This is a genomic window from Pseudomonas matsuisoli (assembly GCF_014647635.1).
Classification (GTDB): domain Bacteria; phylum Pseudomonadota; class Gammaproteobacteria; order Pseudomonadales; family Pseudomonadaceae; genus Pseudomonas_P; species Pseudomonas_P matsuisoli.
This window is the reverse complement of the sequence record NZ_BMPO01000001.1, coordinates 202,651-221,727: the sequence shown is the minus strand read 5'-3', so window position 1 is coordinate 221,727 and position 19,077 is coordinate 202,651. Positions and strand designations below refer to the sequence as shown.

17 protein-coding genes are annotated in these 19,077 nt (G+C 59.6%); 7 read left to right on the top strand and 10 right to left on the bottom strand.

All coding sequences use genetic code 11. The annotated features are described in order from the left end of the window. Positions 1-31: 31 nt before the first annotated feature. The gene (gene apbC / locus IEY47_RS00980; protein ID WP_188981273.1) at positions 32-1,126 is read left to right on the top strand and encodes an iron-sulfur cluster carrier protein ApbC; all 1,095 of its coding nucleotides are present in this window, start codon (positions 32-34) and stop codon (positions 1,124-1,126) included. 301 nt (positions 1,127-1,427) lie between these two features. Here the strand turns inward: apbC and nhaA are convergent, their stop codons facing one another. The 6 genes from nhaA to IEY47_RS00950 form a co-directional block, all read right to left on the bottom strand. Further along, a complete protein-coding gene (gene nhaA / locus IEY47_RS00975) occupies positions 1,428-2,621 on the bottom strand; it encodes a Na+/H+ antiporter NhaA (protein WP_188981272.1) in 1,194 nt (397 codons plus the stop codon). Positions 2,622-2,931: 310 nt separating this feature from the next. Beyond that, positions 2,932-3,672, bottom strand: coding sequence for an amino acid ABC transporter ATP-binding protein (locus tag IEY47_RS00970; protein ID WP_308426265.1), 741 nt, complete (start codon positions 3,670-3,672; stop codon positions 2,932-2,934). Next, a complete protein-coding gene (argH, locus tag IEY47_RS00965) occupies positions 3,669-5,168 on the bottom strand; it encodes an argininosuccinate lyase (protein ID WP_188981271.1) in 1,500 nt (499 codons plus the stop codon). The genes IEY47_RS00970 and argH overlap by 4 nt, the downstream gene beginning before the upstream one ends. A 23-nt stretch (positions 5,169-5,191) precedes the next feature. Continuing rightward, positions 5,192-5,869 (bottom strand): amino acid ABC transporter permease, encoded by a 678-nt coding sequence (locus IEY47_RS00960; protein WP_188981270.1) that lies wholly within the window; start codon positions 5,867-5,869, stop codon positions 5,192-5,194. Positions 5,870-5,876: 7 nt separating this feature from the next. Beyond that, positions 5,877-6,542: an amino acid ABC transporter permease gene (locus tag IEY47_RS00955; RefSeq protein WP_188981269.1), complete on the bottom strand. Its 666-nt coding sequence runs from the start codon at positions 6,540-6,542 to the stop codon at positions 5,877-5,879. Between the two features lie 12 nt (positions 6,543-6,554). After that, positions 6,555-7,379 carry a transporter substrate-binding domain-containing protein gene (locus tag IEY47_RS00950; RefSeq protein ID WP_229779121.1) on the bottom strand — a complete coding sequence of 275 codons (825 nt, stop codon included), beginning with the start codon at positions 7,377-7,379 and terminating at the stop codon, positions 6,555-6,557. Positions 7,380-7,611: 232 nt separating this feature from the next. Between IEY47_RS00950 and IEY47_RS00945 the strand changes: the two genes are divergently transcribed. Further along, the gene (locus IEY47_RS00945) at positions 7,612-8,511 is read left to right on the top strand and encodes a LysR substrate-binding domain-containing protein (RefSeq protein WP_188981268.1); all 900 of its coding nucleotides are present in this window, start codon (positions 7,612-7,614) and stop codon (positions 8,509-8,511) included. On the opposite strand, the gene cmoB is transcribed toward IEY47_RS00945, so the two are convergent. From cmoB to IEY47_RS00930, 3 genes are all read right to left on the bottom strand, one after another. Then, entirely contained in the window at positions 8,508-9,467 is a 960-nt protein-coding gene (cmoB, locus tag IEY47_RS00940; protein ID WP_188981267.1) for a tRNA 5-methoxyuridine(34)/uridine 5-oxyacetic acid(34) synthase CmoB, read from the bottom strand. The genes IEY47_RS00945 and cmoB overlap by 4 nt on opposite strands. Beyond that, positions 9,464-10,207, bottom strand: coding sequence for a carboxy-S-adenosyl-L-methionine synthase CmoA (gene cmoA, locus IEY47_RS00935; protein ID WP_188981266.1), 744 nt, complete (start codon positions 10,205-10,207; stop codon positions 9,464-9,466). The genes cmoB and cmoA overlap by 4 nt, the downstream gene beginning before the upstream one ends. A 63-nt stretch (positions 10,208-10,270) precedes the next feature. Beyond that, on the bottom strand, positions 10,271-10,675 hold the full coding sequence (locus IEY47_RS00930; protein WP_188981265.1) for a protease inhibitor I42 family protein: 405 nt from the start codon (positions 10,673-10,675) through the stop codon (positions 10,271-10,273). 209 nt (positions 10,676-10,884) lie between these two features. On the opposite strand from IEY47_RS00930, the gene IEY47_RS20455 reads away from it, so the two are divergent. Next, positions 10,885-11,397 carry a hypothetical protein gene (locus IEY47_RS20455; protein WP_373293505.1) on the top strand — a complete coding sequence of 171 codons (513 nt, stop codon included), beginning with the start codon at positions 10,885-10,887 and terminating at the stop codon, positions 11,395-11,397. Between the two features lie 39 nt (positions 11,398-11,436). On the opposite strand, the gene IEY47_RS00925 is transcribed toward IEY47_RS20455, so the two are convergent. Continuing rightward, positions 11,437-12,654, bottom strand: coding sequence for an MFS transporter (locus tag IEY47_RS00925; protein WP_188981264.1), 1,218 nt, complete (start codon positions 12,652-12,654; stop codon positions 11,437-11,439). A 242-nt stretch (positions 12,655-12,896) separates the two neighbouring features. Between IEY47_RS00925 and IEY47_RS00920 the strand changes: the two genes are divergently transcribed. From IEY47_RS00920 to IEY47_RS00905, 4 genes are all read left to right on the top strand, one after another. Beyond that, positions 12,897-14,861, top strand: coding sequence for a BCCT family transporter (locus IEY47_RS00920; protein ID WP_188981263.1), 1,965 nt, complete (start codon positions 12,897-12,899; stop codon positions 14,859-14,861). Between the two features lie 143 nt (positions 14,862-15,004). Beyond that, entirely contained in the window at positions 15,005-16,015 is a 1,011-nt protein-coding gene (locus IEY47_RS00915) for an extracellular solute-binding protein (RefSeq protein WP_188981262.1), read from the top strand. Position 16,016: 1 nt separating this feature from the next. After that, positions 16,017-17,591 carry an ABC transporter permease gene (locus IEY47_RS00910; RefSeq protein ID WP_188981261.1) on the top strand — a complete coding sequence of 525 codons (1,575 nt, stop codon included), beginning with the start codon at positions 16,017-16,019 and terminating at the stop codon, positions 17,589-17,591. 118 nt (positions 17,592-17,709) lie between these two features. After that, on the top strand, positions 17,710-19,077 hold the full coding sequence (locus IEY47_RS00905; RefSeq protein WP_188981260.1) for a multicopper oxidase family protein: 1,368 nt from the start codon (positions 17,710-17,712) through the stop codon (positions 19,075-19,077).

The window sequence follows — 19,077 nt, the reverse complement described above, 5'->3', positions numbered from 1 at the left end:
ACTTATTTTTGATCACCTGCCTGGAGTTTCTATGAGTGCCATCAGCCGCGACGCGGTGGAAGCGACGCTTCGCCAATACATCGACCCGCATCAAGGGCAGGATCTCATCAGCGCAGACTGTCTACGTGCGATCGACATCAACGGTGGCCAGGTCAACGTACGCATTACATTGGGGTACGCCGCGGACCTCTTCCGGAATGGCCTTGCCCAGCTCCTGCAAATCGCTATTGAAAACCTGGAAGGCGTAGAGCGCGCTTCGGTGCTGGTCGACTGTGTCATCGAGGCCCACAAGGCTCAGGACCAGGTGCCTGCGCTGAGCAACGTCAAGAACGTCATTGCCGTTGCATCTGGCAAAGGCGGTGTCGGCAAATCGACGACCGCGGCCAACCTCGCGCTCGCACTTGCCCGAGAAGGTGCCAAGGTCGGAATCCTCGATGCCGATATCTATGGCCCGAGTCTAGGCATCATGTTTGGCTTGCCGGAAGGCACGCGGCCACAGGTGAAGGACCAGAAGTACTTCATTCCGCCGGTAGCGCACGGGGTACAGGTCATGTCCATGGCGTTCCTGACCGACGACAACACGCCGGTGGTCTGGCGTGGCCCGATGGTTTCCGGGGCGCTGCTGCAGCTCGTGACTCAAACGGCCTGGAACGATCTGGATTACCTGGTTATCGACATGCCACCAGGCACGGGCGACATTCAACTTACGCTGGCACAGAAGGTACCGGTCGCGGGCGCGGTGATCGTGACGACGCCGCAGGACCTTGCATTGCTCGATGCGAAGAAAGGCGTGGAAATGTTCCGCAAAGTCAACATTCCGGTGCTTGGCGTCGTAGAGAACATGGCGGTGCACATTTGCTCGAATTGCGGCCATGCGGAGCATTTGTTCGGTGAAGGCGGTGGCGAAAAGCTCGCTGCTCAGTTCGGCGTTGACCTTTTGGCCTCCTTGCCGTTGTCGATGGCGATACGGCTGCAAGCGGACAGTGGCAAGCCGACAGTCGTTGCCGACACCGAAAGCCAGATCGCGATGATCTACCAGGAAACGGCTCGGCACGTCGGCGCGCGCATTGCGCAGGCTGGTAGACACGCGGTTGCGATGCCGAACATACAGATCAGCGACGACTGACTATAGCCAATGGCTTACAAGACGAATCCACGAAGTGCCATTTTCTTGAGCCTGGCGGATACCTAGAATCTCGTTCCAACAACTGCAGCACAGGACGTGCTCAGGTCGCTCAAGGATGAGGCACCACCGCCAGGATGGCAGCCCGGTAAGGACACCGGGACGTGGTCGGCAAAACCCGCTTCGGCGGGTTTTTTGTTTTCTGATATTTGCTAGGTCTGTTGTTTCGTACACGGCCGCGAACGAAACAGCAGATTCCGGGGAAACGCCCTGACGAGGTCAGGGCGGCGCAGTAGCCGGTGGACTATCGGGTAGCAGGGTGACGTGCTGGCTTGGCGGCCAGCAACAGCACCGCGACGCCCAAAACCGCGGAGAGCAGCGAACCCAGTAATACGCCCACCTTTACTTCGTCGACGAGCGCGGGGGTGTTGGGGAACGCCAGCATGCCGATGAACAAGCTCATCGTGAACCCGATACCGCACAGCAAAGCGATCCCGTACAGCTGAAGCCAGCTGCTTCCCTGTGGGAGTCGTGCAACGCCTGACTTGATGGCTAGCAGCGAAAAGAGGGTAATGCCCACTTGCTTACCCAAGAGCAGCCCCAGCGCGACACCCATCGACACTGGACTCAGCAGAGACTCGACCGAGAAGCCCGCGAGTGATACGCCCGCGTTCGCGAAGCCGAATACCGGCACGATGAGGAAGGCCACCCACAGGTGAAGCTTCCCCTCCAGCGACATCAGCGGCGAATCGTCCGTTTCGGATTTACCTGCGATAGGGATGCACAGCGCCAGGATGACACCCGCCAAGGTCGCATGAACCCCTGACTTCAAGGTAAAGAACCACATCACGGCGCCGACCAGAAGATAGGGCAGTAACCGGGTCGCGCCGCTCTTGTTGAGCACCATGAGTACCGCGACGCATGCCAGCGCGCCCGCCAGCATCCAGACCGACAGTTCGCTGGTGTAGAACATGGCGATGATCAGCACTGCACCTAGGTCGTCGAGGATGGCCAACGCCGAGAGGAAGACCTTCAGTGAAATGGGCACGCGCTTGCCCAGCAGGGATAGCACGCCCAGTGCGAACGCGATATCGGTTGCAGCTGGGATTGCCCAGCCGGCCATGGTTTGCTCACTACCGGCGTTGAAATAGACGTACACCAACGCGGGGGCGAGCATTCCGCCCAATGCGGCAAATCCCGGTAGCGCACGTCGTTCCCATGTAGCCAGTTGCCCAGCCAGCAGTTCCCGTTTGATCTCGAGACCCACCAGCAAAAAGAAGATTGCCATTAGGCCGTCATTGATCCAATGGTGGATCGAAAGACCGGCGACGTAGACGTGCAGGGCATCGAAGTAAGCGCCCGACAGGGACGAATTGGCCACGATCAGCGCAAGCACTGCCGCAATGATCAGGACGATGCCACCAGACGATTCGGCATGAAGGAAACGGATGAAGAATGGCGATTGGGCTTGGGAGACACGAGAGCTTTCAGGGTGCATAGGCGCAGGCACTCCGCGCGGCGGCCCGACCTGCGCAATGTTAAACCTGCCTTACCGTGATATTACGGCGACACCCTGGCGCGAGAGGTTACACGATGAAATCGAATAAGGGATTCGCAATTGTTACCGGAATTGAGCTAAGCGCTCTCAATTACTCACCATTCTGAAACACGTCGCGAAGCGCGAGCCCAAGGCATCGCACATGCTCTGTATTCATGGTGTAGCGTGGCCAATGTCGTTTGCCTGACCATCGAAGGCTTCGCGCTGCAGCTTCGGTTGGCTCCGCCCGAGCCAACTGAGCCCCCTCGCATCAATGCAGCACATTGGCGAGAAACTGCTGAGTGCGTGCCTCCTTCGGCGTGTTGAACAGCTCAGTGGGCGGCGCGGCTTCGACTACCTTGCCGGCATCGAAGAACACCACGCGGTCCGCAACTTCCCGGGCAAAACCCATCTCGTGGGTGACGACGATCATGGTCATGCCCTCGCGCGCCAACTCCTTCATTACGTTCAACACGTCACCGACGGTTTCCGGATCCAACGCCGACGTGGGTTCGTCGAAAAGCATCAGTCGGGGTTTCATCGCCAATGCGCGAACGATGGCCACGCGCTGTTGCTGACCACCTGACAACTCCGAGGGATAGGCATCGGCCTTGTGACGAAGCCCAACGCGATCGAGCAGCTTCAATGCCGTCTCCTCGGCTTCAGCGCGTTTCATCCGCCCCAGCTTTACCGGTGCCAGCGTCATGTTTGCCATGACGCTCATATGCGGAAACAGCGTGTAGTCCTGAAACACCATACCCACGTCCTTGCGCAGGCGATCGAGTGCCTTGGCATCGCCTGCGCTGACGGTGGTGCCATCGATCACCACCGTGCCGCCACTGGGGGCTTCCAGGCTGTTCAGGCAGCGGATGAACGTCGACTTGCCCGAACCGCTGGGACCGATGATGACCACGACCTCACCCTGGACGACGTCGAGGTCTACGCCCGTGACGACCTCGTGTTCGCCAAAACGCTTGCGCAGGTCGCGGACCGAGAGCAGGGCGTCGCTCATCGGGCAAGCGCCTGGGTCGCGTTCTGCAGGCGCGCCTTGGCGGAGGCAAGCCGTTGGTGTCGAACCTGGTTCTGCCCAGCGTCCAGTGTCAGGCGTGCATTGGCGGCTTCCAGTGTTGCGCTCAGCGAACTGATGCCTGGGCCGCCAGCGGAATTACGCGCCTTGACGTTTTCAACTGGGTCGAGGCACTCGCGGATGCGCTGTGGGTCGAGGTTCAGAGGATGACCGATCTGATCCTGGGCAGCCGCATCGATCATCTCGCCAGTGATTTGATCTGCGTGTTGACCGGCATCCATCGCCTGACGAACCACTGCACCGACGATATGGTGCGCTTCGCGGAACGACAGGTCGGCGTCACGCACCATCAGGTCGGCCAACGCGGTAGCGGTGGAGAAGTCTTCGGCGGCGCGACGCAGCGTCAGTTCTGCCTTCGGTGCGGCAGTGCGCAGAACGAGTTCGAGTAGCTTCAGGCAGCGGACCGATTCCTCGGCGGCTTCCCAGAAACCGCGTGTGCCCTCGCGATTGGCATCGCCCGAATGGGTAAAGTTGGTGCCCTTGATGGTCATGCTGGCGCCCATCAGCAGGCCCACGATGTGGCCGCTGCGGCCTTTGAGGTATTCCAGAACGACCGGATTCTTCTTCTGCGGCATGATGCTGGACGTCCCAGCCACGCTGTCTGGGAATTCGACCAGGCTGAACTCATGCGTCGTCCAGGTGAAGTAATCCTGGGCGACACGGCTCCAGAAGACCGCCAGCAAGGACAAGTGCGACATGCTTTCAAGGATGAAATCACGTGACGCAATGGCATCGAGTGTATTGTCCAGGTAGCCATCGAAGCCTAGCAGTTCTGCGGAGCGCGCCCGATCGATAGCGAATGGCGTGCCTGCGAAGGCAGCCGAGCCCAACGGGCTTTGGTTCATGCTTTCCAGGGTCGTGGTCAGACGCCGGGAGTCACGTTCGAGCGCTTGTGCGACGCCTGCCAAATAAAAACCGTAGGTAATCGGCTGAGCCGGTTGGAGGTGCGTATAGCCAGGCATCACGACTTCGGCGTAGCGCCCCGCATTTTCCAGCGCGGTGCGGCGAACGCTGATCAGCGTATCGATCAGTTCGAGCAACACATCGCGGCCGCGTAGGCGATCGATGGTGGCGAGGATGTCGTTGCGGCTGCGGCCCGTGTGCAAGCGCCCGCCGATGTCGTGGCCAACTTGCTCCATTAAATGCGCTTCGTAGTTGAAGTAAGCATCTTCACGATTCGGGTCAAGCTCGACGGCGTTCGGGCCGACGGTTTCCATGTCTAGTACGCCTTTTGCCAGAGCGGCGGCGTGTTCCTGACGGATCAGGCCGCTGTCGGCGAGCATGACGATGTGCGCCTTGTTGACATCGCCAAGATAGCCGAATCCTTCGGCGAAACCTGCGAGGCGTGGTTGGTAGATGTATTCGCAGACTTCCGGGGCGGTGGCTTCTTTCAGGCGGCGGCTGACTTTAGATGCGTGCATGGCGATTCTCTCGATAAGGGCGTTCAGTGTGCCGAGCGGATGGAGGAACGGTTGAGGCGGCGTTCCAGATACCGGCTTAGCCAGCTGAGTGCGGAGCAAATGACGAAGTAGACGAGCAATACGATTCCGTACACCTCGAAGGCCGGGCTGGCACCGGTCATCATCGTGGTGCGTTCGATAATGGTTTGGCCGGTCTTGAGGAACTCGGTCACACCGACCAGGGCGCCGAGAGACGTGGCTTGTACGAGCAGCGTCAGCAGCCCCGTGTAGGCCGGAAGGATGGCCTTCAGCGATTGTGGCCCGATAACGTAGAGGTAGATCTGCCAGGGCTTGAGGCCGAGCGCCCAGGCGCTCTTCCATTGATGGCGCGCGACTGACTCCAACCCGCCGCGCACAATCTCGATACCGTTGGCGCTGCCCCACAGTGTGAGACCTGTGGTAACGGCAGCGAATGGGGTGAGGTCGAGCCCAAACATGGGCGCACCGAAGAAGATGAAGAACACGTTGACGATCAGCGGTATCGAGCGAAACAGCTCGACGTAGGCGTGAATGACGCCTCGTAGCAATTTGTTGGGCAACGTCGCCAGCACGCCCAATATGACCGAGATGACGGTGGTGAACAGCAAGATCACCAGCGCCAGCTCGATCGTCATGAGCAAGCCTTTGGAAATGAAGCCCCAGTTCTCGATGAAAAAGCTCATCCGGTCCTCACTGGTGCTGGAAGGGACGTTGGAGATAGGCCGACAGTCGCCCGGTCAGTAACGCAAGCACTGCAACCAGCGACAGGTAGATCACGCAAATGGCCGAGAACATCTCGATCGCACGAAAATCCGTGGCGATACGATCCACGGCTACGAAGGTCAGCTCGGCCAAGCCGATCGCCTGCAGGTAGGACGAGTTCTTCAACAGCGAGATCGCGGTGTTCAGCGACGCTGGCAGGCTGGTTCGTACCGCGATGGGCAGGGCGATCAGGCAGAAGTACTGAGTCGGTCGTAAGCTGAGCGCGCGGCTTGCTTCCAGCATGCCGCGTTCCACCGTGGCCAGGCCGCCGCGAATGTTCTCGATCTGATAAGCACCGGCCCACAGGGACAGGCAAAGAACGCCGGACCAGTAGAGGGACAGCCCCAGCCCTACGGCAGGCAACCCATAGAAAATGAAGAACAGTTGCACGAGGATCGGCGTGTTGCGGATCAGCTCGACGTAAAGCACGACGATCTGGCTCAGCAGCGGCAGGCGGAACAGGCGAATCGCACCGCCCACCACGCCGATCAACAGCGAAAACCCGATGGCGAGCAGGGAGACCTGCAGCGTCATCAGGACCCCGTCGAGCAGGGCGGGCCACTGCTCGATCAGGTAATTGACATCGAAGTCCATGGCAGGGCCCGCTTATTCGACGGATTCAGCGGGACGTGGCTGCTCGAACACACTCAGGTAGTAGCTGCGGATTTTCTCCGGCACGTACTTCTCGACCCATGGGCGGAACAGGTGCTCGGCATGCATACGATCCACCGCGGCGGTGAGGTAAGTCTGCCACTCGGCTTCGTTCTTGCGCAGGCCAATGGCGGCGTCGGAAATCTGGAAGGGCTCGCCGATCAGTTTTACCGATTCGTCATTGCCGGTAACCACAACCAGCGTTGCAGCATCGTGGGTATAGGCATCCGCACGGCCCTGGCGGAAGGTCTGCAGGGCGTCGGCCGCGCTGTTCATGCGCAAAGTCTTCACCTCGGGGCGGCGGTCTTCGAACCACTTCGCCTGTACCGATCCCTTCAGGGTCACCAGTGTTTTGCCATTCAGGTCGGCGATGCTGTCGATGCCGCTGTCTTTGCGGACCAGCACATCGCTCGCGCCCCAGCGGTAGGGTTTGGAGAAGGCGATTACGCGTTCGCGCTCAGGCGTCACGCCGAGCGTGGCGATGAGTACGTCGACCTTACGACCCATCAATTGTGGGATGCGGTTTTCGGCGGTCACACAGGTAAAGCTGACCTTGTCTTTCGAGCCGAAAGCCCATTCGGCGAGCTGACGAGACATTTCCACCTCAACACCGGCGAACTCGCCGTTGCTGTCTTGGTAACCGTAAGGAGGTTGATCACAGCGGACGCCGGCGTTGATCTTGCCGACCTCCTTGATGGACTCCGGTAGCGGCGGCATTTCAGCCGCCTGTGCGGCGCCTACGAGGGTAAGAAGAAGTGCTGCAAGGGTGGTGCGGTACATGTTCGTCTCCAATTTTCTAGGCGCAGCCGTCTTCAGAAGACAGTGCGCGTTTGTTTTGGCAGGGAGAAAAGCGAAGCACGGGTCGAGTTGATCGTCTGTCGCGATAGTGCAATCGACCTTGTTGTGGGCGATGCCATGTTAGCCATGACTCGCCTATAGGTTTATAGGGACTGCCTCATGCTGACAAATCCCAATATGCTAAGCATCCATACGGAAATGATATGGGGCGACGATGAACTTTAAGCAGGTGGAAGCGTTTCGTGCAGTCATGCTTTCAGGATCGATGACTGCCGCAGCGGAGGCAATGCACACCTCACAGCCGAATATCAGCCGGCTAATCGCGCAGTTGGAGCGGGCGAGTGGCTTTCGTTTGTTCGAGCGTTTTGCGGGAAGGCTCATGCCGACGGAGGAGGGCAAGGCGCTCTTCCGTGACGTCGAACGGGCCTTTGTCGGGCTGAAGAGTCTCGAAGAGTCGGTCCAACGGATTCGTCAGGTCGGCACGGGGCGGCTGCGCATCGGGGCCGTCCCGTCCATGTCGCTGACCATTCTCCCTCGGGTAGTGCAGCGCTTCCGTCAGCTATACCCCAAGGTCGCTGTTTCCGTGCATACCAGCGACTCCGCAACCGTGGCGCATTGGGCCGCGTCGCAGTTTTGTGACTTCGGCTTGGTGACCTACGTAGGTGACGAGACGCCGGGCATCGTTCCAGAGTTGATCTGTGACGTGCCGGGCGTCTGCATACTGCCGCCTGAACACCACCTTAGTGCGGCCTCGGTCATACGCGTGGAGGATCTGGCTGGCGAGGAATTCATATCACTGCTTCACAGCGATGGTACGCGGCTACGGATCGATCATTTTTTCCAGAGTGTCGGTGTGAAACGTCTACTCAGCCTGGAAACCCACTTCGCCGCGACGATCTGCATGATGGTTGGGATGGGCATGGGGGTCAGTCTCGTGAGCCCCTGGGTTGCCAGCGAATACCGCCACACTGGCATCCAGGTCCGTCCCTTTTCGCCGGACTTCCGGTTTTCCAGCTACCTCTTGCACCCTGCGCACACGGCTGAAAGCACCTTGAGCCAACGCTTCACCACCGTGTTGGAAAGCATGATGCGCGACGCGGTCGAAGGGCGTTAAGGCTTGCGTGCCACCAGCACCGCCCGCATGGGTGCGGGCAGGCCCTCGATGGTGAGCGAAGGGTCATCGGCATCAAGGAAATCTGGCAGCGACTGGTAGCGCATCCATTCCGTGCTGCGTTGTTCTTCGACACGGGTGACGCTGACGTCCACACAGCGAACATCGACGAAGCCCGCGCGGCGCAGCCACAACTCGAGCGCGGGTACGGAAGGCAGGAACCAGACGTTGCGCATCTGCGCATAGCGGTCTTCGGGAACGAGTACGTCGTTCACCTGGCCTTCGATGACCAGCGTTTCCAGGACCAGTTCGCCGCCCTTCACGAGGCAGTCCTTGAGTTCGAGGAGATGGTCGATCGGCGAGCGCCGATGGTAGAGCACCCCCATGGAGAACACGGTATCGAAGCCTTCCAGGCGCGGGGGTAGATCTTCCAGGCCTATGGGTAATTGCCAGACAGGGCGATCGGGAAGCAGGCGACACATGGCCTGGAATTGGCAGAAAAACAGCCAATTAGGGTCGATGCCCACGACGCTATCCGCCCCGGCGCCCAGCATCCGCCACATGTAATAGCCGTTGCCACAGCCCACGTCGAGAATGCGTTTGCCCGCAAGGTCGAGGTGCGGCGCGACGCGTTGCCATTTCCAGTCCGAACGCCATTCGGTGTCGACGTGTACGCCGAATAGATGAAAAGGGCCCTTGCGCCACGGGATGAGGCCTTTAAGCGCCTGCTCAAGTTGTGCGTGTTGCGCGACAGAGCAGGGGCCGGAAAGGCACAGTGCGTCCACCAACTCGATGTCTTCAAGCGCAAGCATTGGAATCGAATCGACCGCGTGCTGCCAGCGAGCGAGATCACCGTGGCCGATGGCGTATTTTTCGTCGAACTGCTGTTGCAGGCTCGCGGCCCATTGGGCCAGTGGCGTACGCGAAAAGCGCGCCGCCAGAGGAGAAAGATCGATCATGGAAGGGCAATCAAAGAGGCAAAATTAAGGCATTGAAACCAAGGCACGACCTGGCTGAACCCGGCGTCGTGCAGGCGCGCGCGGTGCTGGTCAAGGCTGTCAGGTTTCATGACGTTTTCGATGGCGGCGCGTTTCTGCGCGATTTCCAGCTCGCTGTAACCGTTGGCGCGCTTGAAGTCCAAGTGCAGGTCGTTCAACAGAGCCTGTTCCTTATCGTCGTCGAAACGCAATTTTTCGGACAACACAAGGGCGCCCCCAGGGAGCAGCGACGCCCGAATGCGCGACAGCAATTCGCCCCTGCGCTCCGGGTCGATGAATTGCAGCGTAAAGTTCATCGTCACCAGTGAGGCGGGCTGGAAAGGGAACTCGAGGATGTCCGCTTCTACGACCTCGACAGGTAGCAGCTCTTGGAACATCGAGTCTTGCGCCTTGAGGTATTCCTGGCAGCGCTCGACCATGGCCTTCGAGTTGTCCAGAGCGACCACGCGGCAACCCTCCGCTTTCACGTGCCGTCTTACGGCTTGCGTGACCGCGCCGAGCGACGCGCCGAGGTCGTACAGATAGGTATCAGGTTGGGCGAAGCGCGCCGCCAGTACGCCAATGTTTTCGACGATCGTGGGATAGCCGGGCACCGAGCGCTTGATCATGTCGGGGAAGACGCGAACGACGTCCTCGTTGAATACGAAGTCCTGTACCCGAGTCATGGGGTGGGAAAACAGGCGGTCGGCATCATCACTCACGGCAAAGGCCCGGCGGTCGTTCAGGGGGCGCGCATTTTAACCAGTCGAACGGCAGATTCGGAACTAGCGTACTTCCAACGCGCAATCCACGGACTGCGAAGCTGGCTCGGCCGTTTCCCAAGGGCGTTGGTAGGCCAGTTTCAAATGCGCGCGACCCACTTCGGCCGCTCTGAAGCGCCAGGTTGAGGTGCCTTCGGCGCCGATAAGGCCTTCTTCTTCGGGGTTGGTATAGACCTCGGGTCCAAGGTTGCGCAGTTGCGGCGAGGCATCCTCGCTCAACGTCCAGCGAAAGCCTGTCGTCGGATTGCTCGGCAGCGTGAGGATCAGCGTCTGACCTTTCTGCAGGACAAGAGGCGCACAGGACTGAGTCTTGTCTTGATCGAGGGTTACCGTGTCGGACGGTTTGCTCGCGCAGGCACTAAGGGCGAGTAGTGCTGCGGGAATGAGAACGTAAGGGCTTCGTTTCATGCTGCTCCGGTTCCGCTGGGTAGGGTAGCGTGGATGTTAGTCGTTTTCATCGCGTGGTGTACGCGTTGGGTTCGATGCCGCCGCGGGGGGCATTCGGAGATGTGTAGAATTTACATCGTCCTTACGATCTCCTGACCCCGCCGCATTTTTATTCCAGGGATACTCATCCAGCAGGTGCGTAGTCCGCACGTCCCAGGAGATAAGAAGTGCTGTCGAGTCGCTTTAGCAGAGGCCTTGTTCTGACGTTGGCCGTAATCGCAGCCACGCCCGCGATTGCGGGGCCTGGTGGCCCTGGTGGACCGGGCGGTCCGAGAGGCGGACCGGATTGGCATGGCGGCGGCCCGCACTTCAATCCAGGGCCAAGACATGGACATGGTTTACCTGATGCTGCCCGGGAAATCTGGATTGGCAGCACGCTGTACTTCCTTGCAGCCGGTACCTATTACCTTTGGAACACCAACCAACGTGAATATGTTGTAGTGGCTCCGCCGGTAGCGGCGCAGAGCGCCCCGGTGTCTAACTATGATGTGATTGCGTATCCCGCGCAGGGCCAGAACGCTGACAAGCAGGCGCGGGACCGTTACGAGTGTCATACGTGGGCGGTGAGCCAAAGCGGATTCGATCCGGCTTCGGCGACATCCGCGCCGGGGGCCTCGATTTCGGATACCTATCGCAGAGCGCTAGGAGCGTGCTTGTCCGGGCGTGGCTACTCGGTCAATTGAGGCAAGGGCTGGGCGGTGCTATCGCCGCCCGGGTGTCTCTCAGTGGTCGCTCTGCGCGGTGGCGCCGTGCGTCTGCTTGCCATCGAGATTCCACGCATAGAAAAACACGAGCAGCCCGATCACGGCTGTTATCGCTCCAACGTAGCCCGTCGATGTCCAGCCAAATCCTGCCGTGATTGCCATACCGCCAAGCCATGGTCCAAGGGCATTGGCAACGTTGAAGGCGGCGTGATTAGAGGCGGCAGCCAGAGTTTGTGCATCCGCTGCGACGTCCATTAGCCGCGTTTGCAGCGCGGGTGACAACGACACCATCGTGCCGACCAGCAGTGTTGCGGGTAGCACGGTCCATAGCGACTGGGCAGCGATGGGAAAAATCAGCGTCACCAAGGCGCTCCAGGCCAGCAGCCAGGCTACCGAGCGGAATTGCATCCGGTCATACAGCCAGCCGCCGAACATGTTGCCGAGAATGCCGCCCAGTCCAAAGGCCGCCAGTGCGAAGGGTATCCAGGTCGGATGCGCCTGAGTGACCTCGAGCATCGTTGGCGCAAGGTAACTGAATACACAGAACATCCCGGCAAAGCCTACCGAGCTGATAGCGAGTGCCAGCCAGACCTGTGCGCGATTGAACGCGCGGAGCTCGAGCAGCGGATCACTGCGCTTTTCCTCACGGTTGACGGGCAGATAGATGTAGACGAGCAGGACCGTGAGCAGCGCGATCGCGCCTACCAGCGCGAATGCCCAGCGCCAGTCGAGCATCTGGCCGATCAGTGTCGCAACGGGATTACCGATGAGCATTGCCACGGTCAGGCCCAACATCACCCGGCTCACCGCTTTCGCCCTTTGGTTCGGTGGGACCATACCTGCCGCCACGATGGCCGCGACACCGAAGTACGCACCATGCGGCAGGCCCGCGATGAAGCGATAAATGAGCATCGAGTGGTAGTCCGGCGCCATGGCACTGGCGAAGTTGCCCAGCGCGAAAAAGGCCATCAGCAGTAATAGCAGGTGGCGTCTCAACAGTTTGGCGCCAAGCACGGCGAGTATTGGCGCGCCGACTACCACACCGAGCGCATAAGCGCTGATGACGTGACCTACTTGCGGCTCGGTAATGCCAAGGCCGTGCGCGACATTAGGCATCAAGCCCATGATGGCGAATTCGCCGGTTCCTATCGCAAAACCACCTACAGCAAGCGCAAGTTCGATCAATAAAACGGTACGCGAAGAAGGGCGTACCTTGGGGGATGGTTGCTCCACCATGGTTTGGCGCTCAGTCTGTTTTATGGGAAGCGCGCAATTCTCCGGATGTGCAGCTGCCGCCGCAAGCGCAGGCTCTGGAACAGTGCTTCCGATGACGTCATCCAGAAGCCTGTGTGCGAAGGCAGGTAAAAAAGCCGAATTATCAGATGCTACGCTTGTCTGGTAATCAGTGATGCCACCGAGTCATCACTGCACACACCGTTTAAACCTGCATTCGTGCAGGGCGCAACAGGAGTTACGCCTTGGAAATACAACCCGAACGTACGATCAATCCCCCGGTGTTCTACACCTCGGGCGGATTGATCATCGCGCTGGTGCTGTTCGCGATCATCGCGCCTGAGTCAGCACAATCGTTATTTGGCGCGGTACAGGCCTGGATTCTTGCCAACGTCAGTTGGTTCTACATTTTAGCTGTCGGCATCATCCTGATTTCCGTCATCTTCCTGGCTATCAGTCGGTACGGTGACATCAAGTTAGGTCCGGACCACAGCGAGCCCGATTTCAAGAACGTTACCTGGTTCGCCATGTTGTTCTCTGCAGGCATGGGCATCGGCATCATGTTCTTCGGAGTTGCCGAGCCTGTCATGCACTTCATCAGTCCGCCTGTTGGGGAGGGGGGAACGGTCGATTCCGCTCGTGAGGCGATGAAGATCACGTTCTTCCATTGGGGATTACATGCCTGGTCGATCTATGCCGTCGTGGCACTTGTCTTGGCGTTCTTCGCCTACCGCCACGACCTTCCACTGACTCTGCGTTCGGCGCTGTATCCGCTGATCGGGGATCGTATCCACGGGCCTATCGGGCATGCCGTGGATATCCTGGCAATCATCGGGACCGTCATGGGCGTTGCGACGTCGCTTGGGTTGGGTGTGTCGCAGATCGGTAGTGGTCTGAATTTCCTGTTTGGTATCGAGCCCACCATTCCAGTCCAGATCATGTTGATCATCGGGACCTGCGCGCTTGCCACGCTGTCCGTGGCGACTGGCTTGGAAAAAGGTGTCCGCATCCTTTCCGAGCTCAATCTGGGGTTAGCCGCGCTTCTGGTGCTGTTCGTGCTCGTGCTGGGGCCGACCATCTTCCTGCTGCAGACCTTCGTGCAAAACATCGGCGCGTACATGTCCGATATCGTGAGCATGACGTTCAATCTTTACGCCTATGAGCCAACCGATTGGCTGGGTGGCTGGACGTTGTTCTATTGGGGGTGGTGGATCGCATGGTCACCGTTCGTGGGTATGTTCATCGCGCGTATCTCCCGTGGTCGCACCATTCGTGAATTCGTCTGCGGGGTCCTGTTCGTACCGGCTGGCTTCACGCTGTTCTGGATGACGGTCTTCGGCGATAGCGCCATCCATCTGATCCTGGCGAATGGCGTGACCTCATTGGCCGATGCGGTCGATGCTGACAGTTCCATCGCGCTTTTCGCATTTCTTGATCAGTTGCCGCTGAGTAAGGTCGTGTCAGGCATCGCCGTGTTGATGGTCATCGTCTTCTTCGTGACATCGGCGGATTCCGGAGCCCTGGTGGTCGATCTGATGGCGTCCGGGGGTAAGGAAGTCACGCCGGTCTGGCAGCGTATCTTCTGGTCCTCGTCGATGGGCGTCGTTGCGATTGCGCTATTGCTGGCCGACGGGCTGACAGCGCTGCAAACCGCGACCATCGCCACGGCACTGCCGTTCTCGGTTATCTTGCTCATCGCACTGTGGGGCCTGTTCAAAGCGTTGTCGCGTGATGCAGCCAAGCAGTCGCTGCGACACCAGGCCCTCAACCTTTCCAGTGGTGGAAGTTCGAGTGGCGACAACTGGCAGCGCCGCTTGCGCAACATGATCATGATGCCGCGCCGTAACCACGTGATGCGCTTCATCGACGACACCGTCGAGCCGGCCTTCGAAGCCGTGGCGGCGGAGTTGGGCAAGCATGGTTACGAGGTGCAGGTGTCGCGCGATGAGAAGAACAATATCTCGTTGGATGTGATGCACGGCGAACATCTGGACTTCCATTATTCGGTTCATCCGAAAGCCTACGCACAGCCGGTTCTGGTGCCTCGCGATCAAAAGGATCAGGAAGAGCGCAAGTACTTCCGGGCCGAAGTGCATCTGCGTGAAGGTGGGCAGGACTACGACATCATGGGCTGGAGCTTGAATGGCGTCATTGGCGACGTGCTCGACCAATACGAGCGGCATCGCCATTACTTGCACTTGACGCGCTAATTTTCCGCGTCTCAGAAAAACCGCCCTGTTTGGGCGGTTTTTTTTTGGAAAGGCAGTTGATGAGAATGAAGTGCAGTCCGGGTTTTGCGCCTTTATACTGCCGGCCCCCACGTTTCAGAAGTTCTCAGGAGGACGGTTTATCCATGAATACGCGACCGCTCAACGTTGTTGCACGGCTGGCGGCAGCCACTCTGGTTGGCACGCTCCTGGCTGGGCACGCCATGGCCGATCCGGTCACCCTGACGCTCTACAACGGTCAGCATGAAGCCACCGGTGTCGCGGTAGCCAAGGCGTTCGAGGAAAAAACCGGCATCAAGGTGCAAATCCGCAAAGGCGGCGGTGGACAGCTGGCTAACCAGATCACGGTGGAAGGCGAGCGTTCGCCCGCCGATATCATCTATACCGAAGAAGCGCCGCCGTTGATCAAGCTGGCGCAAGACGGACTTCTCGCCAAGGTCGACGATGCGACACTGGCTCAGGTCGATCCCCGTTATGTCGACGACAACGGTTACTGGCTGGGCATCACCTTGCGGGCGCGCGTCATGGCCTACAACCCGGATCTCGTCAGCGAAGAAGATCTGCCGGAAAGTGCCCGCGATGTCGCCGGCCCCGAGTGGCAGGGCAAGATTGCCTTCGTGCCCAGCAGCGGTGAGTTCCTCGGGCACACGGCGGCGATGATCAAGCTCGACGGACGCGAGGCGACCGAAGAATGGTTGATCGGCCTCAAGGCATTCGGCGGCACCTACATGAACAACGTCACTGCCATGAAAGCCGTCGAGAACGGCGAGGTCGGCGCGGCGCTGGTCAACAGCTATTACTGGGCCGCCCTGCACAAGGAAAAGGGTCAGCTCAAATCGAAGCTGCACTATTTCAGCAACGGCGACGCGGGCGGCTTGGTCAGCGTTTCGGGTGCTGCGGTCGTCAAAGCCAGCAAGCATCCGAAGGAAGCGCAGCAGTTCCTGGCGTTCATGATCAGCGAAGAAGGGCAAAAGGCCGTATTGAGCAAGTCGGCTGAATACCCGGTGAATCCGAACGTTGCCGCTGATCCGCTGCTGAAACCGTTCGACGAGCTGCAGCCCCCGCAATTGACCCCGGCGCAAATCGGTCTTGCCGAAGATGCTCTCGAGCTCGAGCGTGAAGTCGGATTGAACTGACATGCTGAATCAGGCAAGCGTGCTGGCCGAGGCGCCGGTAAGTGGCCGCGCTCGTGTCGCGCGCCGGCCCCCTATTTGGCTACAGCTCCCGGTCCTGCTGGTCGGGATCGTCGCAGCCTTGCCGTTGCTTTTCGTCATCGTACGCACCTGGGAATCGGGTTGGCAGTCGGCTTGGCGACTGTTGTGGCGACCGTTCGTAGGCGGATTACTCGTCAATACGCTTATGCTACTGGTGCTGGTGACTGCGCTATGTGCGGTTATCGGGCTCGCGCTGGCCTGGTGCATGGAACGCAGCGATTTGCGGGGGCGGCGGTACTGGAACGTGTTGCTATGTCTGCCCTTCGCGATCCCGGCTTTCGTCAGCAGCTTTACCTGGATTTCCATCGGGCCGGAGTTCGAGGGGCTCGGCGGGGCGGTCATGATCATGACGCTGTCCAAGTACCCGGTCGTGTATCTGCCGGTCGCTGCGGCCCTGCGTAGCCTGGATGCGTCTTTGGAAGAGTCCGCGCGCATGCTTGGCTACGACCGGCGAACCGCGTTCTGGCGGGTGACGTTTCCGCTGTTGAAGCCGACATTGCTCGGCACGAGTTTGCTGGTGGCGTTACACATGCTAATCGAGTTCGCGGCGTTGTCGATCCTGCGCTTCCAGACGTTCACCACTGCGATCTATCAGCAGTTCGAACTCGAGTTCAGCAGTACTCAGGCGGCGATGCTGTCTGCAGTACTGTTGGCGATGTGTCTGGTACTGCTGTGGATGGAGATACGTCTCCGGGGCCGCGGCTTTGCGCGTATTGGTCAGGGTGTCGCCAGAAAGCCGGCGAGCGTATCGCTCGGGCGCTGGCAATGGGTCGTCCAAGCGATGCTGCTGGCGCTGGTCACGGTCGGCTGCGTTATTCCGTTGGTCATGCTGGGTTATTGGGTGGCCGAGGGCACGTCTGCAAGCTTCCCGTTGGCGCGTATTGGCGAGACCCTCGGCGCATCGCTTTATTTGTCTTTAGGTGGCGCATTGTTGAGCTGTGCATTGGCGTTGCCGGTAGGATTCGTCGTCGTCCGCTACAAGGGACGTTTCGCGCAGGCGGCGGAACGTTTGCCGTATTTGCTACAGGCTGTGCCCGGCTTGGTCGTGGCGCTTTCGCTAGTATTCGTCGCGCTGAGTTACGTTCCCGCGCTGTACCAAACGACGCTGTTGCTGCTGGTGGCCTATGCGCTTCTGTTCATGCCGATGGCGCAGGCCCCGATAAGGACCGCACTGGAGAAAGCATCGCCGCAACTGGAAGAAGCCGCGCGTACACTGGGCTGCAAACCGCTCACTGCCTTCTTGAAAGTCACGCTGCCCATCGTATTTCCCGCGATTGCCGCCGGTTTCGTTCTCGTATTCCTCGATACCCTGAAGGAGCTGACCGCAACGCTCGTGCTTGGGCCGACCGGGCTCGATACCTTAGCCACTGCGTTCTGGTCGCATACGACCGTACTGGAATATGCCGCTGCCGCACCATACGCGGCCTTGATCGTGCTGGTGTCGGGGCTGCCGGTGTATCTGATGACGGCCCGAAAGGTCAGGCGCCGCCTCGACTAAGCCGCCAAGGGCGATCTGCAATTTGTCATTTTCAAGAGTGTGCGGACTGCACGAACGGGTCGGCTAACAGCGCCTCTATCGTTCGCCCGTAAGACCGTCACACGGTAAGGAGCAGGCCATGAAATTTTCCCGGAGACAGGTGCTGGCTGGGATCGCCGGGGTGGGTATTGTCGGCGCTGGCGCAGGCGGTGCCCGGTACTGGCTTGGCCGTCCTCTGACGGCGACGACCCATGACTACGAGCTAATTGCTGCGCCGTTCGATCTGGAATTGGTACCGGGTCACACGACGCAGGCGTGGGGCTACAACGGGCAGGTGCCGGGTGTCGAGTTGCGTGTGCGCCAAGGCGATTGGCTGCGTGTTCGTTTCATCAACAAGCTCGACCAGGAGACCACCATTCATTGGCACGGCATACGCCTGCCATTGGAAATGGACGGCGTGCCCTATGTATCCCAGGCGCCGGTGCTGCCTGGCGAGTACTTCGACTACCAGTTCCAGTGTCATGATGCGGGAAGTTTTTGGTATCACCCACACACCACGAGTAGCGAACAATTGGGCCGCGGGCTCGTTGGCCCGCTGATTGTCGAGGAGCGCGAACCTACAGGTTTCGCGCATGAGCGGTCATTGAATCTCAAGACCTGGCATGTCGACAAAGAAGGCGCTTTCACTGCGTTCAGCGTTCCGCGTGAGGCCGCGCGGGAGGGCACGCGCGGTCGGTTGACCACGATCAACAGCGTATCGATACCCACGATCGATTTGCCGATAGGGCAGGTGGTGCGGCTACGCCTGTTCAATCTGGACAATACTGTGACCTACCGGCTCAATCTCCCGGATGTCGACGCTCGGGTCTATGCCATCGACGGCAATCCTGTCGCGCCGCGTCCGTTGGAAGAAGAATATTGGCTCGGCCCAGGCATGCGTCTGGATGTGGCGGTCCGGATGACGGATGACGTAGTGCGCCCCCTGAAGAATGGTCCGCTGCGTTTGGCGAGCTTGCGCGGGGTGGCGCCGCAAGCGGAAGAGGGTGCCGATTGGCCGCCGGCGCTACCGCCCAACCCCATCGCCGAACCGGACGTGGAGCGCGCGGAGTTGCTGCGTTTCAATTTCGAATGGTCTGCCACCCTGGCGAGCGAAAACGATCAAGGGCCGGCGAAGTACTGGCAAATCAATGGGGAGGCTTGGGATATCAATGACAAGACCTGCGCCGATCGCCCCATCGCGACATTGAAAAAAGACGGACATTACATCTTCGAGCTACGCAACATGGCGCAGTATTTCCACCCGATCCACCTGCATGGCATGACGTTCAAGGTGCTTTCCTCCAACCGGCGCAAGATCGAGCCGTACTTTACCGATACCTACCTGCTCGGTAAGAACGAAACCGCACGTGTGGCCTTGGTGGCGGATAACCCCGGTGTCTGGATGTTCCACTGTCACGTCATCGACCACATGGAAACCGGTTTGATGGCCGCGATCGCGGTGGTTTGA